Source organism: Kitasatospora sp. cg17-2, from assembly GCF_054031055.1.
In genome coordinates this window covers 6,215,314-6,241,497 of the sequence record NZ_CM132923.1, presented here as the reverse complement: position 1 = coordinate 6,241,497, position 26,184 = coordinate 6,215,314, and the positions used below count along the sequence as shown (strand labels likewise).

The following is a 26,184-nucleotide window of genomic DNA, read 5'->3' as shown; positions in this document are numbered from 1 at the left end:
CTTTCCCTCGCGAGGCTCGTCCGCCCCCCGGGCCGCTTCGCCGTACCCGCTTCCCATCCTGGAGAATGACGCCATGAGCAACCCCCAGCACCTGCAGTACACCGAGGAGCACGAGTGGCTGACCACCGCCGAGGCCGGTGAGGTCGCCACGGTCGGCATCACCAAGCACGCCGCGGACGCCCTCGGCGACATCGTCTACGTGCAGCTCCCCGAGGTCGGCGACACCGTGACCGCCGGTGAGACCTGTGGCGAGCTGGAGTCGACCAAGTCGGTCAGCGACCTGTACTCGCCGGTGACCGGTGAGATCACCGAGGTCAACGAGGCCGTCGCCGACGACAACAGCCTGGTCAACAGCGACCCGTTCGAGGGTGGCTGGCTGTTCAAGGTCCGGATCGAGTCGACCGGTGCGCTGCTGAGCGCCGACGAGTACACCAAGCTCACCAACCCCTCGGCCTGAGCCACCCGGGGCGGCCGCAGCGCGGTGGCCGCCCCGCCCGCCGGCCCTCCTCCCTCTCACTTCCGGGAAGACTCCACCATGACGGTTCTGAACCAGTCCCTGCACGCCCTCGACCCGGAGATCGCCGCCGCGGTCGACGCCGAGCTGCACCGCCAGCAGACCACCCTGGAGATGATCGCCTCCGAGAACTTCGCCCCGGTGGCGGTCATGGAGGCCCAGGGCTCGGTCCTGACCAACAAGTACGCCGAGGGCTACCCCGGTCGCCGCTACTACGGCGGCTGCGAGCACGTCGACGTGGTCGAGCAGATCGCGATCGACCGGATCAAGGCCCTGTTCGGCGCCGAGCACGCCAACGTCCAGCCGCACTCGGGCGCGCAGGCCAACGCCGCCGCGATGTTCGCGCTGATCAAGCCGGGCGACACCATCCTGGGCCTGAACCTGGCCCACGGCGGTCACCTGACCCACGGCATGAAGATCAACTTCTCCGGCAAGCTCTACAACGTGGTGCCGTACCACGTGGACGACAAGTCCGGCCAGGTCGACATGGCCGAGGTCGAGCGCCTGGCCAAGGAGCACCGCCCGCAGCTGATCATCGCCGGCTGGTCCGCCTACCCGCGCCAGCTCGACTTCGCCGAGTTCCGCCGGATCGCCGACGAGACCGGCGCGCTGCTGATGGTCGACATGGCCCACTTCGCCGGCCTGGTCGCCGCGGGCCTGCACCCCAACCCGGTGCCGTACGCGGACGTGGTCACCACCACCACCCACAAGACCCTGGGCGGCCCGCGCGGCGGCGTCATCCTCTCCAAGGCCGAGCACGCCAAGAAGATCAACTCCGCGGTCTTCCCCGGCCAGCAGGGCGGCCCGCTGGAGCACGTCATCGCCGGCAAGGCCGTCGCCTTCAAGGTCGCCGCCTCCGAGGAGTTCAAGGAGCGCCAGCAGCGCACCCTGGACGGTGCCCGGATCCTGGCCGAGCGCCTGCTCCAGGCCGACGTCACCGAGGCCGGCGTCTCGGTGCTGTCCGGCGGCACCGACGTCCACCTGGTCCTGGTCGACCTGCGCAACAGCCAGCTCGACGGCCAGCAGGCCGAGGACCGGCTGCACGAGGTCGGCATCACCGTCAACCGCAACGCGATCCCGAACGACCCGCGCCCGCCGATGGTCACCTCCGGCCTGCGGATCGGCACCCCGGCGCTCGCCACCCGCGGCTTCGGCGCCGAGGACTTCCGCGAGGTCGCCGACATCATCGCCGAGGCCCTGAAGCCGGCCTTCGACGAGACCGTCGCCGCCGACCTGAAGGCCCGGGTCACCGCCCTCGCCGAGAAGTACCCGCTGTACCCGAACCTGTAGGTCCCTCCTGTTCGGCCGCGGGTGACCGGGCTCACGCCGCCCGGACACCGGGGATTCCGGGGCACCGCGCACACTGGAAGGTGCGCGCGGTGCCCCGACCCGTGTCGGTCGACCGACCCACCACCTCCGCCACTGCCGTCCCTCCCTCCCTGCCGGCACCATCCACGAGACCAGACAAGGACGTCACTCCGTGGCCATCAGCGTCTTCGACCTCTTCTCCATCGGCATCGGCCCGTCCAGTTCCCACACCGTCGGCCCGATGCGCGCCGCCCGGATGTTCGCCCGCCGCCTGAAGTCCGAGGCCCTGCTGGACGAGGTGACGTCCGTCCGCGCCGAGCTGTTCGGCTCGCTGGGCGCCACCGGCCACGGCCACGGCACCCCGAAGGCCGTCCTGCTGGGCCTGGAGGGCTACTCCCCGCGCACCGTGGACGTCGACCGGGCCGACCTCGACGTCGAGCGGATCACCGCCGAGAAGCGGCTCAACCTGCTCGGCACCCACGCCATCGACTTCGACCGCGACACCCAGCTGGTGCTGCACCGGCGGCGCTCGCTGCCGTACCACGCCAACGGCATGACCCTGTGGGCCTACCGGGCCGACGGCTCCACCGTGCTGGAGAAGACCTACTACTCGGTCGGCGGCGGCTTCGTCGTGGACGAGGACGCGATCGGCGCGGACCGGGTCAAGCCCGACGACACCTCGCTCAAGTACCCCTTCCGCACCGGTGACGAGCTGCTCCGGCTCAGCCGGGAGACCGGCCTGTCCATCTCCGGCCTGATGCTGGAGAACGAGAAGGCCTGGCGCAGCGAGGAGGAGATCCGGACCGGACTGCTGGAGATCTGGCAGGTCATGCAGGAGTGCGTCCGGGCGGGCATGTCCCGCGAGGGCATACTCCCCGGCGGCCTCAAGGTGCGCCGCCGCGCCGCCTCGGGCGCCCGCGCGCTGCGCGCCGAGGGCATCGGCCCGGCCAACGCGATGGAGTGGGTGACCCTCTACGCGATGGCGGTCAACGAGGAGAACGCCTCCGGCCGCCGGGTGGTCACCGCCCCGACCAACGGCGCGGCCGGGATCATCCCCGCCGTCCTGCACTACTACCTGAACTTCATCCCCGGCGCGGACGACGACGGCATCGTCCGCTTCCTGCTCGCCGCGGGCGCGATCGGCATGCTCTTCAAGGAGAACGCCTCCATCTCCGGCGCCGAGGTCGGCTGCCAGGGCGAGGTCGGCTCGGCCTGCTCGATGGCGGCCGGCGGTCTCGCGGAGGTCCTCGGCGGATCGCCCGAGCAGGTCGAGAACGCCGCCGAGATCGGCATCGAGCACAACCTCGGCCTCACCTGCGACCCGGTCGGCGGCCTGGTCCAGATCCCCTGCATCGAGCGCAACGGCATGGCCTCGGTCAAGGCCGTCACCGCCGCCCGGATGGCCCTGCGCGGCGACGGCCGCCACCACGTCTCCCTCGACAAGGCGATCAAGACCATGAAGGAGACCGGCGCCGACATGAAGATCAAGTACAAGGAGACCTCGCGCGGCGGCCTCGCCGTCAACGTCATCGAGTGCTGACACCCGCCCCGTCCGTACCCGCGCCCCCGCCCTCTCCGGGCGGGGGCGCGGGTCGTTCTCCCCGTGCGCTCCCCGGGGCGCGGGGCTACTTCAGGAGCGAGCGGGGGATGTCGGTGGCCCGGGTGAAGACCGACACCGGGTACTGGGTGTCGCAGTACTTGTTGCCGGTCGAGACGACGCCGATCACCACCCCGCCGACGACGAGCGGCCCGCCCGAGTCGCCGTGGCAGATGCTGTCGGTCGTCCCGGGGCCCGGCAGTCCGCAGACCTTCAGCAGCGGCGAGGCGTCCGGCTCGGTGAACGGGACGCAGCCGGCCGGCGCCGCGAGCGTGAGCACGGCCTGCTTCAGGTGCGTTCCGGGTGCCCCGTCGCCGGTGCGGCCGTAGCCGTACACGGTGGCCCTGCCGCCGTAGCGGTAGAGCTTCTCGTCGCCCTTCCCGGCCACCCGGACCGTCCGCTGCGGGAGCGGCCGGTCGAGGGTGAGCACGGCCGCGTCGTGGTCGAGGCCGGGGGTGTACCGGGGGTCGACCGCGGCGCTCCGCACCCTCCGCTCCTGACCGCCGGTGCCGGTGAGGTCGGTGCGGCCGGCGATCACCCGGAGCGCGGTCGGGTCGTCGGCGTTGGCGACGCAGTGGCCGGCGGTGAGGACCTTGGTGGGCGCGATCAGCGCGCCGGTGCACCACTGCTGGCCGTCCGCCGTCTCCAGGGCGACGACGAACGGGTGCTGCTTCGTCGTCGTGTCCGACCCGCCGCGGACGGCGGCGGCGGGTCCGGCGGCCACCGCCACCAGGCCGGCGGCGGCCAGCAGGACGGCGAGCGGGCGGCGGGCGGCGGTGCGGTGGTGCGGACGGCTCATGGCGGTGCTCCTCTGCTGCTGACCGGACGTCACCAAGCGTGACGACGGCCGTCCGGTCAGCGGTTCCACCACCCCGGGGCGGACCTCAGGTCGAGCATGATCGGAACCGGGAGATCGTGAATAATCTCAGGCGCTGACGTGAACCTATGCAAATTCCGAAGGTGAACTAAGTTACAAACCTTCCATTCGAAGCCACCCGGTTTGCCCACATGCTGAGATCCATGCGATAGTCGAAGTGTTCGAGGGTGAACGTCAGCCACTGACGGAGCCCCGGGCAACGATGACTTCGGCCCGCCCGACCCGGCACGGCCGACACCCATCGCACGGCACGCACCCCCTTGGCCGCGCGATGACTTGCAAGGGCCCCCAGCCGCCGACCACGGCGATGTCGGGGGCCCTGCGTGTTTCCCGGGCCCGGCCCGCACCGGACGGGCCCGGCTCAGACCCGCTCGCGGACCTTCAGCTCGAACCAGACACCCTTGCCGCGCGGCATCAGGTCGGCGCCCCAGCGGTCCGCCAGGTCGTCGACCACCTGCAGTCCGCGCCCGCGCTCGGTGACCGGCAGCGGCTCCGCCAGGATCATGCACGGCAGCGCCCGCGAGGAGTCCCGCACCTCGACCCGGAGCCAGCCCGGTTTCCGCACCACCTGGAGCCCGATCGTCCGCCCCGCGGCATGCCGCACGGCATTGGCGACCAGCTCGCTGGTGAGTAACTCGCACACCTCCAGGTGCTGGTGCAGCTCCCAGGCGTCCAGGACCGCGAGCACCAGTCGGCGCGCCACCGGTCCGGTCTCCGGCCGGGACGGGAGCCGCACCTCACCCGGCGTCGTCCGGTCGCACAGCCTGCCGGCGTACAGCCGCTCCAGCTCGTCGCAGCTGAGCCGTTCCAGCGCCGCCAGGGAGTCCTGGAACGACCCCCACGACGCTTCGGCGACCAAGCTGGAACCCGGAACCGATGACTGATCTGTTTCGCCCCAACCCGCCATGCGCCCCATCATTGCGGAACGCAAGCGGCCGCGTACGGACAATGAACAAACGATCACTACTCTTTCGGCATATGCCGGGTGCAACCCGAACCCGCGTTCGCAAGGTCCGGGCCGCCGGCCCGCCGAGTGCCTACCAGGCGCTCCAGTCCATGTTCCAGCCGCTGAGGCCGTTGTCCGGCTTGACCTGTCCGCGGGTGGAGTTCTGCACCGTGACGATGTCCCCGATCAGCGAACCGTCGTAGAACTTGCCCGCCTCGGTGCCCGGTGCGCCGCCCTCGACGTCCTTGAGGGCCACGCAGCCGTGGCTGGTGTTCTGGGAGCCGAACACCGAGGCGGGACGCCACCAGTTGCCGTGCACGTAGGTGCCGCTGTCGGTCAGCCGCATCGAGTGCGGAACCTGCTTGTCGTAGGGGTCGCCGGTCATGCCGGGCAGGGTGCTGGACTGCATCCGCACCACGCCCTCCTTGGACATCACGACCATGGTGCCGTTCCAGGTCGGGAACTCGGACGAGCCGGAGGTGATGTCCAGGACCGAGCTCTGGCCGTCCCGGACCACCGTCATCCGGTGCGTCTTGGCGTCAACGGTCGAAACCTGGGATCGCCCGATAGTGAAGGGCTCGTCCCGGTCCACTCCCCCGTAGACGCCCGGCGCGAGCTCCACGTTCTTCAGCCGGTACCTCGCGGTGACCTTGGTGCCCGGGGTCCAGTACTTCTCCGGACGGAAGTCCAGCCGGCGGTTGCCGAACCAGTGGCCCTTCAGCACGGTGCCGTTGTCGGTCTCGAAGGTGATGCCGCGGGCCACCGCGTCCTTGTTCTTGACGTCCTTGTCGAAGGAGACCGAGACGATCATGCCGACGCCGTAGGTGGCGTTGTCGGTGATGTTGTCGCTCGCCTTCGCCTCCCGCTCCGGCGTCAACGTGGTGAAGCCGCTCTCCGCCTCGGTGACCACGCCGCCGGCGTCCGCCGCCAGCGCGTTCACCTGGTACGCGGTGCCGACCGCCAGCGGGCCGGACGGCGTCCAGCTGGACCCGTCGGCGGCGAGGGTGCCGGCCACCTCCTTGCCGGCCTTGTCGCTCACCTTGACCGTGGTGAGCTTCCCGCCCGTCACCGCGACCTTGAGCGCGCCGTTCGGGGCGACGTCCACCGCGCCGCTCTTCGGCTGGATGTCCACCACGGCCTGGGAGGCCTTGGGCGCGGCGGGGGCGGTGGTGGCGGCGCCGGCGGGGGCGCCCGTGGCGGCCGGAGCGCCGGGGGCCTGCCCGCCGGCCGGGGCGGCGGACGACGGGACCCCCGCGGTCCCGTCGGCCCCCAGCTCGGCCTTGGCCGCCGTCCCGCCCCCGGTCCCGCCGCTCCCGCCGCAGGCGCTGGTCAGCACCAGCGCTCCGCCGACCAGTCCCGCGGCCACCACCTTGCGTATCGACTTCACCGTCGTCCCCCTCGTTCGTGTCACGGTGTTCGACATTTACACGCGCCGTGCACCGGAAAGGTTGCGCCGTTCGGGGGGCATCGGCCCCGGAAACGCGACCGGCCCGACCCCAACGAGTGAGGATCGGGCCGGTCGTGGCGGTTCCGCGACTGACGGGTACTACTGACGGGTACGACTACCAGTTCGCCCAGGCGATGTTCCAGCCGCTCAGGCCGTTGTCGGGGGCGACGACCTTCTCCTTGGAGTTCTTGATGGTGATGACGTCACCGATCATCGAATCGTTGAAGAACTTGCCGGCCACCGAGGCGTCGCTGCCGCCCTTCTCGTCCTGCATCGAGATGCAGCCGTGGCTGGCGTTGCTCTTGCCGAACGGGTTGGCCCAGTAGTTGCCGTGCACGAAGGTGCCCGAGTTGGTCAGCCGCATCGCGTGCGGCACGTCCGGGATGTCGTACTCGCCGCCGAGGCCGACGGTCTGCGAGTTCATCCGGGTGACCTTCTCCTTGGACATCACCACCATGGTGCCGTTCCAGGAGGGGTTCTTCTCGTCGCCCAGGGTCACCGGCACGGTGCGGCTGTCGCTGCCCCGGGTGACCGTCATCTGGTGGGTGGCCGAGTCGGCGACCGAGACCTGGGAGCGGCCGATGGTGAACGGCTCGTCCTTGTCGATGTCGCCGTAGACGCCCGGGGACACCTCGACGTTCTTCAGGCGGTACTTGATGACGACCTTGGTGCCCGGGGCCCAGTACTTCTCGGGGCGGAAGTCCAGCCGCTTGGTGCCGAACCAGTGGCCCTTCACGGTGGTGCCGTCGCTGGCCTCGAAGGTGATGCCCTGGACGACCGCGTCCTTGTTCTTGACGTCCTTGTTGAAGACCACCGAGACGATCATGCCGACGCCGTAGGTGGCGTTGTCGGCGATGTTGTCGTTGGTGGAGATCTTCTTCGCCGGGGTCAGGGTGGTGAACGAGGTGGTCGACGCGGCCACCAGGCCCTCGGCGTCGGTGGCCTGGGCGTTCACCTTGTAGGCCATGCCGACGGCCAGCGGGGCGCTGGGCTTCCACCCGCTGCCGTCCGCGGCGATGGCGCCCGCGACCGGCTTGCCCTCCTTGTCGGTCACCTCGACCGTGGTGAGCTTGCCCCCCGTCACCCCGACCTTCAGCGCGCCGTCCGGGGCGACGTCCTGGGAGCCGTCCTTGGGCTCGACGTTCAGCACGGCGGCGGAGGTCTTCGGCGCGGCGGAGGTCTGGCCGGGGGCCGGCGTCCCGCCGTTGCCCGCGGCTCCGGCGTCGGCGGCGCCCGCGCTGGCGGTCGCGTCACCGCTGCCGGCGGCCTTGTCGTCGCCCCCGCTGTTGCAGGCCGCGGTGAGCAGCAGAACCCCACCCATCGCCAACGCCACCGCGCTCTGGCGCAGACGGCGGCTGGTGACGGTGGTACGTATCGCGGCGTCGGCCGCCCTAACCGGCTTCACGGTCTCTCCCCTCCCGGTGTCCATCACTGTGGACGCGCTGGTGCCCGAACGGGTTGCACCGGACCGGCGATCTTCCGCGCCGGGCTTCGGCGCGGCAAGCAGGATAGCTGGGCCGATCGGGTGAATCCTGGGAGGGCTACCGGTGAACGGGGGTGAAGATCGTCCGCACGGGACGGTCACCCGGCCGTCAGGGCCTCGCCCCCGGGGACGGGTCCGGGGAGGGGCTCGGCGGCAGAACCGGCGACGCACCCGGGGACGCACCGGGCGGCGCACTCGGCGACGGCCCGGCGCCCGGCCCGGCGGCCGGAGCGCCGGAGGGGCTCGCGCCCGGCTGGAGGGCGCTCCCGGCGACCCACTGCGCCCAGGGCAGGTTCCAGCCGTTCAGCCCGTTGCTCGGCGGCACCGTGTCCCCCGTCGAGGCCCTGACCTCCAGCACGTCCCCCGGGATCGTGTGCTCGAACAGCCAGCCCGCCGGGGTCTCCCCGCTCGTCCCGCCCTTGGCGTCGGCCAGGCCGATGCAGCCGTGGCTGGTGTTGGCGGTGCCGAACACCGACGGAGCGGCCCAGTAGTTGCCGTGCACGAAGGTGCCGGAGCCGGTCAGCCGCATCGCGTGCGGCACGTCCTTGATGTCGTACTCGTCGCCCATCCCGACGGTCTGCGAGTTCATCCTGGTCACCCGGTACTTCTCGGACACCACGAGCACGCCCCGGTAGGTCGTGTGCTTGGCGTCCCCGCCGGACACCTTGAGGGTGCGCACCACCCGGCCGCCCTGGCCGGCCCGGACGGTGAGGGTGTGGGCGTCCAGGTCGACGGTGGAGACCTGGGCCCGGCCGACGGTGAACCGGACGTCCTTGTTCTGGGTGCCGAACTCGCCCGGGGCGCCCTGGACGTCCTTGAGCCGCAGCGCGACCGCCACCTTGGTGCCCGGCGCCCAGTACGCCCGGGGGCGGAAGTCCAGCCGCTGGCCGCCGAACCAGTGCGCGGCCACCTCCACCGGCGGGTCCGCGGTCACCGCGATCGCCCGCTCCACCGCCGCCCGGTCGGTGACCGGGCGGCTGAACCGCAGCGAGACCGGCATCCCCACCCCGACCGTGGAGCCGTCCTCGGGGGTGAAGAAGGCGACGAAGGTGTGCGCCCGGGCCACGGTCGAGAAGTCGGCGTGCTGGACCGCCCGCTGCCCCTGGTCGTCCTCGGCCACCGCGTCCAGGGTGAACTTCGTGCCCAGCGGCAGCGGGCCGTCCGGCGCCCAGGCGGTGCCGTCCGCGGAGAGCGATCCCGGCACCTCGCCGCCCCGGCCGTCGGCCAGCCGCACGGACACCAGCCGGCCCTGGGCGACGCTCACCCGGACCGGGCCCTCGGGCGGCAGGTTCTGGGTGTCGTCGGCCGGCAGCGCGGTGATCGACGCCCGGGAGGCCGGCGGCGGACCGGACGGCTCCGCCCGGACGGCGTCCGCGCTGGTGCTCCCCGGCCCGCCGCCACCGCCGGAACACCCGGCCAGCACGGCCAGGCAGCAGCCCACCGCCGCCAGCCGCCGTGCCCACATCCGTCCTCGGGGCCGCATCCCGGGGCCTCCCGCCGTAGCCGTCCGATACCCCGCACAACGAGGACGGCCCCGCCAGGACACGCCGACACGCCGGAAGCGCCCACTCCGACGGCCCAGCCACCCGGCCGTACCCGGGCGCCATCCGCCGGTAACACGGTGTTAAGCCGCTTCCGTCCGGTGCGATCAGGGAATGAGACACCGCACGGGGTCCGGGACACCCCGCCAGGGAGGGCACCGCCATGGCGTCAGGGCAGGAGTCGGCGGCCGCCGTGCGCGCGCACGCCCCCGCGGCCGTCAACGGGCACCGCGCGCACGGACACCCCGGCGAGCGGCCGGACGGCGAGCCGCCCTGGCCGGGCAGCCGGCTACCGCTCGGCGCGCGCTTCCACCCCGGGCCGGACGGCCGCCCCGGCACCAACTTCGCGCTCTGGGCGGGCGGCGCCGAGGCCGTCGACCTCTGCCTCTTCGACGAGGACGGCCGGGAGAGCCGGCTGCGCCTCACCGAGCAGGACGCCCACACCTGGCACGGCTTCGTCCCCGGGGTGCTGCCCGGCACCCGGTACGGCTACCGGGTGCACGGCCGCTGGGACCCGTGGACCGGCGCCCGGTGGAACCCGGCCAAACTGCTGCTCGACCCCTACGCCCGGGCGGTCGACGGCGGCTACACCGCGCACGACGCGGTCTGCTCCGCCGCCCGCAACTGGCCCGAGGCCGAGGTCGCCGACACCGTCCGGGACAACCGCGACTCGGCCCCCTACGTGCCCAGAGCCGTGGTCGTCCGGGACGACGACGACTGGTCCGACGACCACCGGCCGAAGACCCCCTGGGCCGAGACCGTGCTCTACGAGCTGCACGTGCGCGGCTTCACCCGCCGCCACCCCGACGTCCCGCCCGAGCTGCGCGGCACCTACGCCGGACTCGCCCACCCTGCGGCGATCGCCCACCTCACCGGCCTGGGCGTGACCGCGGTCGAACTGCTCCCGGTCCACCACCACGTCAGCGAGGACCACCTCCAGGCCCGCGGCCTCGTCAACTACTGGGGCTACAACACGGTCGGCTACTTCGCCCCGCACGCCGGCTACTCCGCCGCCGGCTCGCGCGGCGGCCAGGTCGGCGAGTTCAAGCGGATGGTCCGGGCGCTGCACGCCGCCGGCATCGAGGTGATCCTCGACGTCGTCTACAACCACACCGCCGACGGCGCCGAGCTCGGCCCCGCACTGCTGCTGCGCGGCATCGACAACGCCGGCTACTACCGGCTGCCGCCCAACCGCCCGCGCGGCTACGCCGACTACACCGGCTGCGGCAACAGCCTCGACACCCGCCGCCCCCAGGTGGTCCGGCTGATCACCGACTCGCTGCGCTACTGGGTGCACGAGATGGGCGTGGACGGCTTCCGCTTCGACCTCGCCGCCACCCTCGCCCGCGGCGCCGACGGCGGGGTCACGATGGAGCACCCGCTGCTCTCCGCCGTCGCCCAGGACCCGCTGCTCAGCCGGGTGAAGCTGATCGCCGAGCCCTGGGACGTCGGCCCGGGCGGCTACCAGGTGGGCGGCTTCCCGCCGCCCTGGGCCGAGTGGAACGACCGCTACCGCGACACCGTGCGGGACTTCTGGCGCGGCGCCCGCCCGGACGTCCGGGAACTCGGCTACCGGCTCTCCGGCTCCTCCGACCTCTACCAGCGGGACGGCCGGCGCCCGTACGCCTCCGTCAACTACGTCACCGCGCACGACGGTTTCACCCTGCGCGACCTCGTCTCCTACGACCGCAAGCACAACGAGGCCAACGGCGAGGCCAACCGGGACGGCACCGACGACAACCGGTCCTGGAACCACGGCGCCGAGGGCGAGAGCGCCGACCCCGCCGTCACCGCCCTGCGCCGGCGCCAGCTGCGCAACCTCACCGCCACCCTGCTGCTCTCCGCCGGGGTCCCGATGATCACCGCGGGGGACGAGTTCGGCCGCACCCAGGGCGGCAACAACAACGCCTACTGCCAGGACAACGAGGTGAGCTGGCTGGACTGGTCGCTGCTCGACGACCCGGCCTGGCGGAGCCTGTACGAGTTCACCGCCCGGCTGGTCCGGCTCCGCCGCGACCACCCGGTGCTGCGGCAGCGGGCGTTCTTCTCCGGCCGCGCCACCGCGCCCGGCGGCCTGCCGGACCTCGCCTGGTTCACCCCGCTCGGCAAGGAGATGACCGAGGCCGACTGGTTCGCGCCGACCGCCGCCGTGGGCATGCTGCTGGCCGGTACCGCGATGTCGGAACGGGACGCGCGCGGCCGACCGCTGCTGGACGACAGCTTCCTGCTGCTGCTCAACGCCGGCCCCGAACCCGTCCCCTTCGTCCTGCCCGGCACTCCCCGGGCGGGCGACGGCGCCGGCTACGAGACCGTGGTCGACACGGCGGCGGCGGACGGCGGCCCCGCAGGGCGGCACCTCCCCGGCGACCCGGTCCCGCTCGGCGCCCGCGCCCTGCACCTGCTCCGGGCCGTCCCCTGACCGGGCCGTCCGTCGGCGGCCGCGGCCGCCGCGCCCGGCTGGCCGGTTCTCGACGACAGGTCCGAAAAACCGGATGAGAAATGACGCGTACCCGGCCTACTCTCACCGCGATGGCCGAGAACCAAGCCCCCGACACCGCCCCCGACTCCGAGACCGGCTCCGAGACCGAGCCCGGCAGTGAGCCGCCCGCCCCCCGCCGGTCGACGGTGCGCTCGCTGCTGCGCCTGTGGCCCTACGTCCGCCCGATCCGCGCCCGGCTGACCGTCTCGGTCACCGCCGCGATGCTCGCCTCCCTCTGCGCCCTGCTGGTCCCGACCGTGCTCGGCCGGATCGTGGACGGCCCGATCGCCGAGCGCGACCTCGACGGCCTCTGGGCCCCGGCGGCCCTGCTGCTCGTGCTCGGCCTCGCCGAGGCCGCCCTGTTCTACACCCGCCGGGTGGTGCTGGCCCGGCCGCTGTCCGGCGTCGAGACGGCGATGCGCGGCGACCTCTTCGCCAAACTCCAGCGGCTGCCGGTGTCCTTCCACGACCGCTGGGGCTCCGGCCAGCTGCTCTCCCGGGCCACCTCCGACATGTACACCATGCGGCTGTTCCTGGCCTTTCCGCTGGTCTTCCTGATCGTCAACACGGTGACCTTCCTGGTCGGCACCGTGCTGATGTTCACCCAGGACTGGCGGCTGGCACTGATCGTGCTCGGCCCGGCCGTCCCGCTGCTGATCCTCACCCGCCGCTTCGAGGCCGGTTACTCGGGCGCCGCCCGCCGCGCCCAGGACCAGAACGGCGACCTCGCCACCGTGGTCGAGGAGTCCGTGCTCGGCATCCGGATCCTCAAGGCCTTCGGCCGCCACCGCTCCATGGCGGAACGTTTCCGCGAGCACTCCCGGCAACTGCGCCGCACCGAGCTGCGGAAGGCCGGACTGCTCGCCAACCTGTGGTCGGTCATCGTCGGCCTGCCCGAGCTGGCCCTCGGCTGCGCCCTCGCGGTCGGCGTCCACCTGGTCGCCCAGGACCAGCTGTCCGCCGGCACCCTGGTCGCCTTCCTGTCCACCGCGCTCGCGCTGCGCTGGCCGGTCGAGTCGCTGGGCTGGCTGCTCGCCTACGCCAACGAGTCCGCCACCGCCACCGACCGCTTCTTCGAGGTACTGGACGAGCCCGAGGCGGAGGCCGCCGAGGCCCCCGCGGGCGGCTCCGCCGGCACCGCCGACGTCCAGGACGGCATCCGGCTCACCGGCGTCCGGTTCCGCTACCCCGACGCCCCGGCCGGCACCCCCGACCTGCTCCGCGGCGTCGACCTGCACATCCGCAGCGGCGAGACGATGGCCCTGGTCGGCGCCACCGGCAGCGGCAAGACCACCCTCACCGCCCTGCTCCCCCGCCTCTACGAGACCACCGGCGGCAGCATCACCCTCGACGGCCGGGACATCCGCGAGTTCGACCGCACCCGGCTGCGCGAGCTGGTCGCGGTCGCCTTCGAGGAGCCCACCCTGTTCTCCGCCACCGTCCGGGAGAACGTGCTGATGGGCGCCCCCGGCGCGGACGAGGAACGGCTGCGCACCGCGCTCGCCACCGCCCAGGCCGGCTTCGTCGAGAAGCTGCCGGAAGGCGTCGCCACCGAGGTCGGCGAGCAGGGCCTCAGCCTGTCCGGCGGCCAGCGCCAGCGGCTCGCGCTGGCCCGTGCCGTGGTCGGCGACCCGGCCTTCCTGGTGCTCGACGACCCGCTGTCGGCGCTGGACGTGCACACCGAGGCGCTGGTCGAGCGCGCCCTGCGCCAGGTCCTCGCCGCCACCACCGCCCTGGTGGTCGCGCACCGGCCGAGCACCGTGCTGCTCGCCGACCGGGTCGCCGTCCTCGCCGAGGGCCGGATCGAGGCCGTCGGCACCCACCAGGAGCTGCTGCGCGACTCGGCGCGCTACCGCGAACTGATGTCGGGCGAGGCCGCCCTCGTCCCCGAGGGGAGCACCGCCCGATGACCACCACCGTCGAACCCGCCGCCGCGCGCACCGATCCGGACGCACCGGACGAGGAGGAGCTGCCGGCCCCGCCGACCGACGAGGAGGACATCCCCGTCCCGCCCGGCGCGCCGCGCGCCCTGCTGCGCTCGCTGCTGGGCCCGCACCGGGGCCGGATCGCCACCGCCATGGCGGTGATCCTGCTCCAGCAGGCCGCGCTGCAGGCCGGACCGCTGCTGGTCGCCTTCGCGATGGACCGGGGCATCCCCGCCCTGCGCGAGCACGACTCCGGACCGCTGGTCGCGGTGGTGGCCGCCTACCTGGGCTGCGCGCTGCTCGGCACCGTGCTCCAGTGGGCGTTCATCAAGATCAGCGCCCGGGTCAACCAGGACATCCTGCTGGACCTGCGCGGGCGGATCTTCCGGCACGCCCAGCGGCTCAGCCTGGACTTCCACGAGCGCTACACCTCGGGCCGGATCATCTCCCGCGCCACCAGCGACGTGGACGCGCTGCGCGAGCTGCTCTCCGAGGGCCTCCAGGAGCTGCTGACGGTCTTCCTCTCGGTCTGCTCCATCTCGGTCATCCTGCTGGTGCTGGACTGGCGGCTCGGTCTGGCCTCGCTGGCCTCCTTCCTGCCGCTGTGGCTGATCGCCCGCTCGTTCCGGCGCCGCTCGCGCCGGGTCTACCGGCGTTCGCGCACCGCCGCGGCCTCGCTGATCGTCCGTTTCACCGAGACCATGAACGGCATCCGCCCGGTCAAGGCGTTCCGCCGCGAGCGGGCCAACGACGCGGCGTTCGGCGTGGTGAACCGGCAGTCGGCCACCGCCACCGCGGACGGGCTGCTGGAGATCGCCCGGTACGTCGGCCTGTCCCGGGGGACGGCCAATGTGTGGAGCACCGGCGTGCTGCTGCTCGGCGCCTGGCTGGTCACCGACGGCGCCGTCGAACTGGGCGTGCTGACCGCCTTCGTGCTCTACCTGCGCCGGCTGTTCGACCCGATCGACCAGCTGGCGATGTTCCTCAACAGCTACCAGTCGGCCGCCGCCGCCCTGGAGAAGATCGCCGGCCTGCTGGCCCACGAGCCGACCGTCGCCGAGCCCGCGGAGCCGAAGGAGCTGCCGGCCTCGACCCTGACCGGCCGGGAGGTGCGCTTCGAGAAGACCCGGTTCGCGTACCGCACCGGCAAGGAGGTGCTGCCGCCGTTCGACCTGGAGCTGCCGGCCGGGCAGACCGTCGCCGTGGTCGGCGCGACCGGGGCCGGCAAGTCGACGGTGGCCAAGCTGCTGGCCCGGTTCTACGACCCGACCGAGGGCCGGATCACCCTGGACGGGGTGGACCTGCGCGACCTCGCCGGTCCCGAGCTGCGGCGCGGGGTGGTGATGGTGACCCAGGAGTCCTTCCTGTTCTCCGGCACCGTCGCCGAGAACATCGCGATCGGCCGGCCCGGTGCCACCCGGGCCGAGGTCGAGGAGGCGGCCCGGGCGATCGGGGCGCACGCCTTCGTCGCCGAGCTGCCGGACGGCTACGACACCGACGTGCGCAAGCGCGGCGGGCGGATCTCGGCCGGCCAGCGGCAGCTGGTGGCCTTCGCCCGCGCGCTGCTCGCCGACCCGGCGGTGCTGATCCTCGACGAGGCCACCAGCTCGCTGGACGTGCCCGGCGAGCAGGCGGTGCAGCGGGCGATGCGCACCGTGCTGGCCGGACGGACGGCCGTGATCATCGCCCACCGCCTGTCCACCGTGGAGATCGCGGACCGGGTGCTGGTGATGGAGCAGGGCCGGATCGTGGAGGACGGCAGCCCGCGCGAGCTGATCGACGGCGCCGGACGCTTCGCCCTGCTGCACCGGGCCTGGCGGGACAGCCTGGTCTGACCCCCGGCCCGCGGCCTTCCCGCACCTTCGCGAGTAACAGTCCATAGACCCTTTCGTCCATTACCGAAAGGGTCTATGGTCGTTCTCGGGACTTACCGCCTCCGGGTCCGCGAAGGGGAACGAGCATGGTCGACCGTCAGCACTGGGAGCAGTGGCAGCGCAGCTGGGACCGGCAGCAGGAGTGGTACCTGCCCGACCGCGAGGAGCGGTTCCGGGTGATGATCGACCTCGTCGGGGCCGTGACCGGCCCGGCCCCGCGCGTGCTCGACCTCGCCTGCGGCACCGGCAGCATCACCGAGCGGCTGCTCGCCCGGCTGCCCGGCGCCACCAGCGTGGGCGTGGACCAGGACCCGGCGCTGATGACCATCGCCCGGGGCGTGCTCGGCGAGGACGAGCGCTTCACCCTGGTGACCGCCGACCTCAAGGACCCGGAGTGGGCCCGCGCCCTCCCGCCGGGACCCTTCGACGCGGTGGTGACCGCCACCGCCCTGCACTGGCTGCCCGCCACCGACCTGACCCGGCTCTACACCGACCTGGCCGGGCTGCTCCGCCCCGGCGGGGTGTTCCTCAACGCCGACCACATGCCGGACCCGGAGGTCCCGCTGCTCAACGCCGCCGAGCGGGCCCAGCGGCACGGTCGGCAGGAGCGCGAGAAGGCCGACGGGGTCCTGGACTGGGAGTCCTGGTGGCTCGCCGCCGCGGCCGACCCGCTGCTCGCCGACCAGGTGGCCGCCCGCAACGCGCTGTACGGCTCGCACGCCGACGGCGAGTCCCACCCGGCCGGCTGGCACACCGAGCGGTTGGTGGCGTCCGGCTTCGCCGAGGCCGGGGTGGCCTGGCGCTCGGTCACCGACGCCATGGTGGCGGCCGTCCGCTGAATCCGGACGGTCCACCGGACGGGCCGTCCGCCGAACAGGTCGTCCACCGGACGGGCCGTCCGCCGAACAGGTCGTCCGCGGGGCGGGGCGCCGGTCCGGCCGGCGCCCCGCCCCACGCGCTCAGCGCAGCAGGACCGCGTCCATGCCCGGCACCTCCGGCGGCAGCGCCACCAGGCCCAGCTCGGCGGGCGAGGCCAGCCGGGGGTGCGCGGGCAGCACCCGCACCGTGTAGCCGAACGGCCCGGTGCGGCCGAGCTCCAGGGAGCCCTCGTACCTGGTCCGCCCGTCGAGGTCGGGCCCGCCGACCGGCTTGAGGGCGAGCAGGCTGGCGTCCGAGATCCGGTCCGACTCGTCCACCCGGCCCGAGACCACCTGGACCTCGACGTCGGACGGCTCCAGCGGGCCGAGGGTCACCTGCACCCGCAGCGCCAGGGCGCTGCCCAGCTCCTGCGCCTCGTCCGGGCAGTCCGCCTCGACGTGCTCCACCCGGACGGCCGGCCAGGCCTCGCGCACCCCGGCCTTCCACCCGGCCAGCTCCCGGGCGGCGCGGTGCGCCCCGCTGCCGGCCAGCTCCCGCTGGGCCTGCGCGGCCGGGGCGTAGAGCCGTTCGACGTACTCGCGGACCATCCGGCCGGCCAGCACCTTGGGCCCGAGGGTGACCAGGGTGTGCCGGACCATCGCGATCCACCGGTGCGGCAGGCCGTCCGAGCCCCGGTCGTAGAAGCGGGTGGCGACCTGGTCCTCGATCAGGTCGTAGAGCGCGGCGGCCTCGATGTCGTCGCGCCGCTCGGCCTCCCGGCTGTCCGGGTCGAGCACGCCGTCGCCGGTGTCGGCGGTGGGGATCGCCCAGCCGTTCTGGCCGTCGAACCACTCGTCCCACCAGCCGTCCAGCACGGACAGGTTGAGGCAGCCGTTGAGCGCGGCCTTCATCCCGGAGGTGCCGCAGGCCTCCAGCGGGCGGAGCGGGTTGTTCAGCCAGACGTCGCAGCCCGGGTAGAGGTGCCGGGCCATCGCCATGTCGTAGTCCGGCAGGAAGACGATCCGGTGCCGGACGGCGGGGTCGTCGGCGAAGGCCACCATCTGCTGGATCAGCCGCTTGCCGCCGTCGTCGGCCGGGTGGGCCTTGCCGGCGACCACGATCTGCACCGGCCTGGTCGGGTGCAGCAGCATGGCGCGCAGCCGCTCCGGGTCGCGGAGCATCAGGGTGAGCCGCTTGTACGAGGGCACCCGGCGGGCGAAGCCGATGGTGAGCACGTCCGGGTCGAGCACCGAGGAGACCCAGCCGAGTTCGGCCTCGCCGGCCCCGCGCTGGTGCCAGGAGGCGCGCAGCCGGTGGCGGACCTCGTCGACCAGCTGGGCCCGCAGGGTGCGGCGGAGGTCCCAGACCTCGGTGTTGCCGATCCGCTCCAGGCCGGTCCAGCGCTTGGTCTCGCCGGTGGTCATGGCCTCCTCGGCGCGGTCGGCGCCGATCTCGGCGGCGCCGAGCCGGACGACCGCCGGGTCGATCCAGGTGGCCGCGTGCACGCCGTTGGTGACCGAGGTGATCGGCACGTCCGCGGCGTCGAAGCCCGGCCAGAGGCCGTTGAACATCGAACGGCTGACCTCGCCGTGCAGGGTGGAGACGCCGTTGGCGCGCTGGGCCAGCCGCAGGCCCATGGCGGCCATGTTGAACAGCTTCGGGTCGCCGCCGCGCCAGGTCTCGGCGCCGAGCGCGAGCACCTGCTCGACCGGGACGCCGGGGAGCGCGGTCTCGCCGCCGAAGTGCCGGGCCACCAGCTCGCGGTCGAACCGGTCGATGCCGGCCGGGACCGGCGTGTGGGTGGTGAAGAGGGTGCCGGCCCGGACCGACTCCAGGGCGGCCGCGAAGTCGAGCCCGGCGTCCGCGACCAGTTCGCGGATCCGCTCGACGCCGAGGAAGCCCGCGTGGCCCTCGTTGGTGTGGAAGACCTCGGGCGCGGGGTGGCCGGTGAGCCGCTGGTAGGCCCGCACGGCCCGGACGCCGCCGACGCCGAGGAGCATCTCCTGCAGCAGCCGGTGCTCGCTGCCGCCGCCGTAGAGCCGGTCGGTGACGTCCCGCTCGGCGGGCGAGTTGGCCTCGATGCCGGAGTCCAGCAGCAGCAGCGGGACCCGGCCGACCTGGGCCTTCCAGATGTGCGCGGCCAGGGTGCGGCCGCCGGGCAGGGCGAGGTCGACCCGGCTGGGCGTGCCGTCGGGCTCGCGCAGCAGGGTGACGGCCAGCTCGTCCGGGTCGAGCAGCGGGTAGCGCTCCTGCTGCCAGCCGTCCCGGTCGAGGGACTGCCGGAAGTAGCCGTGCCGGTAGAAGAGGCCGACACCGATGATCGGGACGCCGAGGTCGCTGGCGGCCTTGAGGTGGTCGCCGGCGAGGATGCCGAGACCGCCGGAGTACTGGGGGAGCGCGGCGGCGATGCCGTACTCGGGCGAGAAGTAGGCGATGGCGGCGGGGAGCGGCGCGGCGGCCTGCTGTCCCGCCGTCTGGTACCAGCGCGGGCCGGCCAGGTACTCCCGCAGGTCGTCGGCGAGGTCGCCGAGCCGGCGCAGGAACCTGCGGTCGGCGGCGAGCGCGGCGAGCCGGGCGGCCGGGACCTCCCCGAGCAGCCGCACCGGGTCCTCGCCCGTCGCGGCCCACACGTCCGGGTCCACGGACCGGAAGAGGTCCCGGGTCTCGGGGTGCCAGGACCAGCGCAGGTTGAGAGCCAGCTCGTGCAACGGCTGGAGTTGTTCGGGCAGGACGGTGCGGACGGTGAATCTGCGGATTGCCTTCACGGCGTGAAGCGTAGCCTCGCCCGATGGCATGATGGTGCGTCAGTTGGGCTATTCGGCATCCGTTCGGCCTATTGATGAGATCGCATTCGGCGCATTGGACTGCACGGGGGGCGCACGAGGCGCACTTTCCGGGGCGCCGCGCCACCAATACGTGAACACGGCGGAACAGATCCATTTCCGTCGGTGGGCCCGCGCCCGATCACCTCCGAAACTCCGGCCGGACCGGTGCGGAATCCGCGCCACCGGTGCGAGGATGAACCGCGGTCGTCGATGCTGCGGGGAGTGCGGAGACGGGTGGCGTTCCCCCGCGAAGCAGCACGTCCGAATCCTTTTCGTGTTGATCGTTCGTCATCCTGATTGGTCCATTCGGCGCCCATCGCGGACCGCCGCGTGTCCTCGCGATCATCCCGCTCGTTCACGGGTGGGTCGGGTCCACCGGGGGCGCGCTCCGAGAGGCGTGCGCCGGGACGCGCGCGGGCTCTCGGGCCCTCCGCCACGGGCTCGGCGGGAGCGGGGCAGGTTGCCCGGAACGGCGGCGCGGGCAGGCTTCCGGTCGCAGGTCCTCCCCACCCAGCAGTCCTCCCGGTACTCCCCTGGCCCTGCCGGCCCGCGGGAGCTGCCGCCGATCTCGGGCAGGAGTTTGGCATGCACGGCGACACGCGGGACCAGTCCACACCGGTGGCCGACACCCTCGACGCAGCGGTCGCGGAATCCGCCGGACGGATGGATTCTGACGCTCGGACGGACGCGGCGATGCCGGGACCCCGGGGTGCCGGGGCAGACCGTACGGAGCGACCGGACGAGCCGGCCCGACAACCCGGGGCCGAGGACAGCCGGACCGCCCCCGGCCCGACCAGGGCCGCGACCCCGCGCGGGCGCACCACCGCCCGCGGCGCGAGCGCCTCCGAACCCGCCACCGGCCGGGCCGGGGGCGCCGCACCCGCCGGGAAGTCCGCCGCGCGCCCCACCGCCGGCCGGGCCCGCGCGAAGCCCGCCACCACCCGCAAGACCGCCCGCACGACGACAGAGAGCGACACCGTGATCGGCCGCATCCCCGTCCTGGACGTCAGCCCCCTGGTCGATTCCGGCCGCCGCCCGGCCAAGGCGGTGGTGGGCGAGTCCTTCCCGGTCTCCGCGACCGTGTTCCGCGAGGGGCACGACGCGGTCGCCGCCAACGTGGTGCTCCGCGACCCGCGCGGCCGGGGCGGCCCCTGGACCCCGATGCGCGAGCTGGCGGAGGGCTCCGACCGCTGGGGCGCGCACGTCACCCCGACCGCCCCCGGCCGCTGGTCGTACCTGGTCGAGGCCTGGTCGGACCCGGTGGCCACCTGGCGCAGGGCGGCGGCGATCAAGCTGCCGGCCGGGGTCGACACCGCGCTGGTCCTGGAGGAGGGCGCGCAGCTGCTGGAGCGCGCCGCCGCCGGGGTCCCGAAGAAGGAGGGCCGGGCGGTGGTGCTGGCGGCCGCAGAGGCGCTGCGCGACCCGGCCCTGCCGCCGCTGTCCCGGCTGGCCGCCGCCCTCGCCCCCGAGGTGCAGGAGCTGCTGGGCCGCTTCCCGCTGCGCGAACTGGTGAGCGCCTCCCGGCCGGTACCGCTCCAGGTGGACCGGGAGCGGGCGCTGTTCGGCTCCTGGTACGAGTTCTTCCCCCGCTCCGAGGGCGCGGTGGTCGACCCGTCCGGGGTGGAGCCGCCGCGCTCGGGCACCCTGCGGACCGCCGCCGAGCGCCTGCCGGCGGTCGCCGCGATGGGCTTCGACGTGGTCTACCTGCCGCCGGTCCACCCGATCGGCCGAGCCTTCCGCAAGGGCCCGGACAACAGCCTGACGGCCGGCCCGCACGACGTCGGCTCGCCCTGGGCGATCGGCTCCCCGGAGGGCGGCCACGACGCCGTCCACCCGGACCTCGGCACGATCGAGGACTTCGACCACTTCGTCGCCGAGGCCACCGCGCTGCACCTGGAGGTGGCGCTGGACTTCGCGCTCCAGTGTTCGCCGGACCACCCGTGGGTGAACAAGCATCCGGAATGGTTCAGTCACCGGGCGGACGGCACCATCGCCTATGCCGAGAATCCTCCGAAGAAATATCAGGATATTTATCCGATCAACTTCGACCAGGACATGGACGGAATCGTCAAGGAGACGATCCGGGTCCTCCGGTTCTGGATGGCGCACGGGGTGCGGATCTTCCGGGTCGACAACCCGCACACCAAACCGGTGCTCTTCTGGGAGCGGGTGCTCGCCGACATCGCGCGCACCGACCCGGACGTGGTCTTCCTCGCCGAGGCCTTCACCCGTCCGGCGATGATGCACACCCTGGGGAAGATCGGTTTCCACCAGTCGTACACGTACTTCACCTGGCGCAACACCAAGGCCGAACTCACCGAGTACCTCACCGAGCTCACCGGTGACGCGGCGGCCTACATGCGCCCCAACTTCTTCGCCAGCACCCCGGACATCCTGCACGCCTACCTCCAGGACGGCGGCCGGGCCGCGTTCGCGATCCGTGCCGTCCTGGCGGCCACCCTCTCCCCCAGCTACGGCGTGTACGCCGGCTACGAGCTCTACGAGAACGAGCCGGCCCACCCCGGTTCCGAGGAGTACCTGCACTCGGAGAAGTACGAACTGCGCCCCCGGGACTGGAGCCGCACCGACACCCTCGCCCCGCTGCTCACCGTCCTGAACCGGCTGCGCCGCCGTCACCCGGCCCTCCAGCAGCTGCGTTCACTGCGCTTCCACCCCACCGACAACGACCAGGTGCTCGCCTACTCCAAGACCGCCCCGACGCCCGACGGCCTCACCGACCACCTCATCACCGTGGTCAACCTGGATCCGCACCGCACCCAGGAGGCCACCGTCACCCTGGACGGGGACGGGCCGTACGCGGTCCACGACGAGCTCACCGGCGCCGCCTACACCTGGGGCCGGCACAACTACGTCCGGCTCGACCCCTCAGCCGAGCCGGCCCACCTCCTCACGGTTCGGAGGAACCCAGCGTGACAGTCAACGAGCCCGTCCCCGACACCTTCCCCGAGACCTCGAAGAAGAACCTGGACCCCGAGTGGTTCAAGCGTGCGGTCTTCTACGAGGTGCTGGTGCGGTCCTTCCAGGACAGCAACGGCGACGGGGTCGGAGACCTCAAGGGGCTCACCGCCAAGCTCGACTACCTGCAGTGGCTCGGGGTCGACTGCCTCTGGCTGCCGCCGTTCTTCGCCTCGCCGCTGCGCGACGGCGGCTACGACGTGTCCGACTACAAGTCGGTGCTGCCGGAGTTCGGCGACCTCGCCGACTTCATGGAGTTCGTCGACGCCGCGCACGCCCGCGGCATGCGCGTGGTCATCGACTTCGTCATGAACCACACCAGCGACCAGCACCCGTGGTTCCAGGCCTCCCGGGAGGACCCGGACGGCCCGTACGGCGACTTCTACATGTGGGCCGACGACGACAAGCAGTACCCGGACGCCCGGATCATCTTCGTCGACACCGAGACCTCCAACTGGACCTACGACCCGGTGCGCAAGCAGTACTTCTGGCACCGGTTCTTCTCCCACCAGCCCGACCTCAACTACGACAACCCCCGGGTCCAGGACGAGATGATCGCCGGGCTGCGGTTCTGGCTGGACCTCGGCATCGACGGGTTCCGGCTGGACGCGGTGCCGTACCTGTTCGCCCGGGAGGGCACCAACTGCGAGAACCTCCCGGAGACCCACGAGTTCCTGCAGCGGGTCCGCAAGGAGATCGACGCCGACTACCCGGACACCGTGCTGCTCGCCGAGGCCAACCAGTGGCCGGAGGACGTCGTCGACTACTTCGGCGACTTCGCCTCCGGCGGCGACGAGTGCCACATGGCGTTCCACTTCCCGGTGATGCCGCGGATCTTCATGGCGGTCCGCCGGGAGTCCCGCTACCCCGTCTCGGAGATCCTCGCCAAGACGCCCAACATCCCGCACGGCTGCCAGTGGGGGATCTTCCTGCGCAACCACGACGAGCTGACCCTGGAGATGGTCACCGACGAGGAGCGCGACTACATGTACGCGGAGTACGCCAAGGACCCGCGGATGCGCGCCAACGTGGGCATCCGCCGACGGCTCGCCCCGCTGCTGGAGAACGACCGCAACCAGATCGAGCTCTTCACCGCCCTGCTGCTCTCCCTGCCCGGTTCGCCGGTGCTCTACTACGGCGACGAGATCGGCATGGGGGACAACATCTGGCTGGGCGACCGGGACGGCGTCCGGACCCCGATGCAGTGGACCCCGGACCGCAACGCGGGTTTCTCCTCCGCCGACCCGGGCAGGCTCAGTCTGCCGCCCATCATGGATCCGGTGTACGGCTATCAGGTGACCAACGTCGAAGCGCAGCAGAGCAGTTCGAGCTCGCTGCTGCACTGGACGCGTCGCATGATCGAGATCCGCAAGCTCAACCCGGCGTTCGGCCTCGGCAGCTACACCGAACTGCCCTCCAGCAACCCCGCGGTGCTGGCCTTCGTCCGTGAGTACGAGGGGGACCTGGTCATGTGCGTGAACAACTTCTCGCGGTTCGCGCAGCCGACCGAACTGGACCTGCGGCGGTACGGCGGACGGAATCCGGTCGAGCTGATCGGCGGGGTGCGCTTCCCCTCGATCGGCGAGTGGCCGTACCTGCTCACCCTGGCCGGGCACGGCTTCTACTGGTTCCAGCTCCGCCGGCCCGCCCGGCCGAGCGGAATCCCGCGGTCGAAGTAACGATCCGGCAGCCGCCGGCGGATCCCACCGAACCCTCCGGGGGCGCGAGTTCGTACCCCGCGCCCCCGGTCGTCTCTGCACCACCGCGTACGGAGAACAGCCCAACGGCCACCCACACGAAGGCGTGACACCCGGGCCCAGCGCTCGCGTGCCGCGCCGCCGCGCCGCCGCAATCCGGAAGACTGACGGACCCGGCCAGACCCGTCGGGCGATCCGCCCAGCTCCTCCGGGGAAAGGGAGTCATGTCCGAAACCTCCCGTTCGCAAGTCCCCCTGCACCAGGACGCCTCCGCCGGCTCCGCCGCGCCGGCCGTCCCGCGGGGTACCGGGGTCCGGAGGACCGCCCTGGGGGTGAGCGAACTCGTCCAGGCGGCGCTGCCGCTGATCGCCGAGTGGCTACCCACCCAGCGCTGGTACGCCGGGAAGGGGCGCCCGATCACCGGCCTGACCCCCGTGGTCGGCACCCCCCTCCAGGTCGGCGACCCCGCCCTGCTGCACCTGCTGCTCCGGGTCGAGCACGCCGCCACCGCCGGTGTGCCGCACGGCGACCTGTACCAACTGCTGCTCGGCATCCGCTCGCAGGGCCCGGCCGGCATCGAGCCGACCGCCGTCCTCGGCCGGCTCACCCAGGGCCCGTACGACGGGGCGACGCTGATCGACGCGGTGCACGACCCCGAGCTCACCGGGCGGCTGCTGGAGCACCTGGCCACCGGCGACCGGTTCGGCGCGCTGTCGTTCCGCCGCACCCCCGGTTCCGGGCTGCCCACCAACCTGCCCGGGCGCGCCTCCACCGCCGAGCAGTCCAACAGCTCCGTCATCTACGGCACCTCGTACATCCTGAAGCTGTTCCGCCGCGTCCACCCCGGCACCAACCCCGATCTGGAACTCTCGCTCGCGCTCTCCCGGGCCGGTTCGACCCGCATCCCCCGGGTCGCCGCCTGGTTCGAGAGCCGGCTGGAGCGCACCGAGCCGGCCACCCTCGGGCTGCTCCAGCGCTACCTCCCGGAGGCCGAGGACGGCTGGGAGCTCGCCCTCGACCAGGTCGGCCGGCTGAAGGGCGACCCCTCCCCCGGCAACTTCGCGATCGAGGCGCACCGGCTCGGCCGGGCCACCGCCGAGGTCCACCGGGTGCTCTCCCGGTCGATGCCGGTGGCCCGGCTGGACCGGGGGCAGACCCGGCAGCTGGCCACCGCGATGGCCGACCGGCTGGACAGCGCGGTCGCCGCCGTCCCGGGGCTGATGCGCTACCGGGGCGCCCTCCGCTCGGCCTTCGGCCAGATGGCCGACGCCCACCCGGACGGCCTGGCGGTCCAGCGGATCCACGGCGACCTGCACCTCGGCCAGGCCATGCGCACCCCGCACGGCTGGGTCCTGCTGGACTTCGAGGGCGAGCCGGCCAAGTCGGTCGCGGAACGGCGCGAACCGCAGACCGCGCTGCGGGACGTCGCCGCGATGCTCCGCTCGTTCGACTACGCCGCCGCCCACCTGCTGGCCGGCGGGCCGTCCGACCCGGAACTCGCGCACCTCGCCGCCGCCTGGGCGCAGCGCAACCGCACCGCCTTCTGCGCCGGCTACACCGCGGGCGGCGGCACCGACCCGGCGGCCTCGCCGGAGCTGATGCGCGCGCTGGAGATCGACAAGGCGGTGTACGAGGTGGTCTACGAGGCCAGGCACCGGCCGAGCTGGCTGCCGATCCCGCTGGCCGCGATCAACCGGCTCGCCGTCACCGGCTGATCCGCGTCCCGCCCGCCGCGCCCCCTCGTCGGCCGGTCCGGTCCCCGCCCCACCGGGGGCCGCCCCCTCCGCCCCTCCACCCCTCCCGTCCTGCCGCCGGAGCCCCTCCCCCTCCCCGCTCC

16 protein-coding genes are annotated in these 26,184 nt (G+C 72.9%); 10 read left to right on the top strand and 6 right to left on the bottom strand.

Annotated features, from left to right (window positions below; genetic code table 11):
- Positions 1-73: 73 nt before the first annotated feature.
- The 3 genes from gcvH to ACW14Y_RS26340 all read left to right on the top strand — a co-directional run bounded on the left by gcvH (position 74) and on the right by ACW14Y_RS26340 (position 3,362).
- A complete protein-coding gene (gcvH, locus tag ACW14Y_RS26350) occupies positions 74-457 on the top strand; it encodes a glycine cleavage system protein GcvH (RefSeq protein WP_266312977.1) in 384 nt (127 codons plus the stop codon).
- A gap of 78 nt (positions 458-535) precedes the next feature.
- Positions 536-1,804, top strand: a complete 1,269-nt coding sequence (glyA, locus tag ACW14Y_RS26345) for a serine hydroxymethyltransferase (RefSeq protein ID WP_266271563.1) — start codon at positions 536-538, stop codon at positions 1,802-1,804.
- Between the two features lie 190 nt (positions 1,805-1,994).
- Positions 1,995-3,362, top strand: a complete 1,368-nt coding sequence (locus tag ACW14Y_RS26340; protein ID WP_380299324.1) for an L-serine ammonia-lyase — start codon at positions 1,995-1,997, stop codon at positions 3,360-3,362.
- 85 nt (positions 3,363-3,447) lie between these two features.
- Here ACW14Y_RS26340 and ACW14Y_RS26335 read toward each other — a convergent pair whose 3' ends face one another.
- The 5 genes from ACW14Y_RS26335 to ACW14Y_RS26315 form a co-directional block, all read right to left on the bottom strand.
- Complete coding sequence (locus ACW14Y_RS26335; RefSeq protein WP_380299325.1) at positions 3,448-4,218, bottom strand: S1 family peptidase; 771 nt, start codon at positions 4,216-4,218, stop codon at positions 3,448-3,450.
- 439 nt (positions 4,219-4,657) lie between these two features.
- Positions 4,658-5,155, bottom strand: coding sequence for an ATP-binding protein (locus ACW14Y_RS26330; RefSeq protein WP_380299326.1), 498 nt, complete (start codon positions 5,153-5,155; stop codon positions 4,658-4,660).
- 178 nt (positions 5,156-5,333) lie between these two features.
- On the bottom strand, positions 5,334-6,629 hold the full coding sequence (locus ACW14Y_RS26325) for a L,D-transpeptidase (protein WP_380439547.1): 1,296 nt from the start codon (positions 6,627-6,629) through the stop codon (positions 5,334-5,336).
- A 175-nt stretch (positions 6,630-6,804) separates the two neighbouring features.
- Positions 6,805-8,094: a L,D-transpeptidase gene (locus ACW14Y_RS26320; protein WP_380299328.1), complete on the bottom strand. Its 1,290-nt coding sequence runs from the start codon at positions 8,092-8,094 to the stop codon at positions 6,805-6,807.
- Between the two features lie 187 nt (positions 8,095-8,281).
- Positions 8,282-9,637: a L,D-transpeptidase gene (locus ACW14Y_RS26315; protein WP_456983641.1), complete on the bottom strand. Its 1,356-nt coding sequence runs from the start codon at positions 9,635-9,637 to the stop codon at positions 8,282-8,284.
- 239 nt (positions 9,638-9,876) lie between these two features.
- On the opposite strand from ACW14Y_RS26315, the gene glgX reads away from it, so the two are divergent.
- From glgX to ACW14Y_RS26295, 4 genes are all read left to right on the top strand, one after another.
- A complete protein-coding gene (gene glgX / locus ACW14Y_RS26310) occupies positions 9,877-12,132 on the top strand; it encodes a glycogen debranching protein GlgX (RefSeq protein ID WP_380299330.1) in 2,256 nt (751 codons plus the stop codon).
- 110 nt (positions 12,133-12,242) lie between these two features.
- Positions 12,243-14,102, top strand: a complete 1,860-nt coding sequence (locus ACW14Y_RS26305) for an ABC transporter ATP-binding protein (protein ID WP_456983640.1) — start codon at positions 12,243-12,245, stop codon at positions 14,100-14,102.
- A complete protein-coding gene (locus ACW14Y_RS26300) occupies positions 14,099-15,952 on the top strand; it encodes an ABC transporter ATP-binding protein (protein ID WP_380439539.1) in 1,854 nt (617 codons plus the stop codon). The genes ACW14Y_RS26305 and ACW14Y_RS26300 overlap by 4 nt, the downstream gene beginning before the upstream one ends.
- Before the next feature lie 125 nt (positions 15,953-16,077).
- Positions 16,078-16,830, top strand: a complete 753-nt coding sequence (locus tag ACW14Y_RS26295; protein WP_380388766.1) for a class I SAM-dependent methyltransferase — start codon at positions 16,078-16,080, stop codon at positions 16,828-16,830.
- Positions 16,831-16,950: 120 nt separating this feature from the next.
- On the opposite strand, the gene glgP is transcribed toward ACW14Y_RS26295, so the two are convergent.
- A complete protein-coding gene (gene glgP / locus ACW14Y_RS26290; protein WP_380388764.1) occupies positions 16,951-19,614 on the bottom strand; it encodes an alpha-glucan family phosphorylase in 2,664 nt (887 codons plus the stop codon).
- A 1,038-nt stretch (positions 19,615-20,652) separates the two neighbouring features.
- Here glgP and ACW14Y_RS26285 point away from each other — a divergent pair.
- The 3 genes from ACW14Y_RS26285 to ACW14Y_RS26275 all read left to right on the top strand — a co-directional run bounded on the left by ACW14Y_RS26285 (position 20,653) and on the right by ACW14Y_RS26275 (position 26,062).
- Entirely contained in the window at positions 20,653-22,608 is a 1,956-nt protein-coding gene (locus tag ACW14Y_RS26285; RefSeq protein ID WP_456988255.1) for an alpha-1,4-glucan--maltose-1-phosphate maltosyltransferase, read from the top strand.
- Entirely contained in the window at positions 22,605-24,329 is a 1,725-nt protein-coding gene (gene treS / locus ACW14Y_RS26280; protein ID WP_266271543.1) for a maltose alpha-D-glucosyltransferase, read from the top strand. The genes ACW14Y_RS26285 and treS overlap by 4 nt, the downstream gene beginning before the upstream one ends.
- 242 nt (positions 24,330-24,571) lie before the next feature.
- Positions 24,572-26,062, top strand: coding sequence for a maltokinase N-terminal cap-like domain-containing protein (locus tag ACW14Y_RS26275; RefSeq protein ID WP_266312965.1), 1,491 nt, complete (start codon positions 24,572-24,574; stop codon positions 26,060-26,062).
- Positions 26,063-26,184 lie beyond the last annotated feature (122 nt).

Excerpts from the sequence above, each read along its gene's own strand:
- ACW14Y_RS26315 (WP_456983641.1), bottom strand. The coding sequence starts at position 9,637 with ATGTGGGCACGGCGGCTGGCGGCGGTGGGCTGCTGCCTGGCCGTGCTG.
- ACW14Y_RS26300 (WP_380439539.1), top strand. The coding sequence starts at position 14,099 with ATGACCACCACCGTCGAACCCGCCGCCGCGCGCACCGATCCGGACGCA.
- ACW14Y_RS26305 (WP_456983640.1), top strand. The coding sequence starts at position 12,243 with ATGGCCGAGAACCAAGCCCCCGACACCGCCCCCGACTCCGAGACCGGC.
- ACW14Y_RS26335 (WP_380299325.1), bottom strand. The coding sequence starts at position 4,218 with ATGAGCCGTCCGCACCACCGCACCGCCGCCCGCCGCCCGCTCGCCGTC.
- ACW14Y_RS26275 (WP_266312965.1), top strand. The coding sequence starts at position 24,572 with ATGTCCGAAACCTCCCGTTCGCAAGTCCCCCTGCACCAGGACGCCTCC.
- glgX (WP_380299330.1), top strand. The coding sequence starts at position 9,877 with ATGGCGTCAGGGCAGGAGTCGGCGGCCGCCGTGCGCGCGCACGCCCCC.
- ACW14Y_RS26295 (WP_380388766.1), top strand. The coding sequence starts at position 16,078 with ATGGTCGACCGTCAGCACTGGGAGCAGTGGCAGCGCAGCTGGGACCGG.
- gcvH (WP_266312977.1), top strand. The coding sequence starts at position 74 with ATGAGCAACCCCCAGCACCTGCAGTACACCGAGGAGCACGAGTGGCTG.
- glyA (WP_266271563.1), top strand. The coding sequence starts at position 536 with ATGACGGTTCTGAACCAGTCCCTGCACGCCCTCGACCCGGAGATCGCC.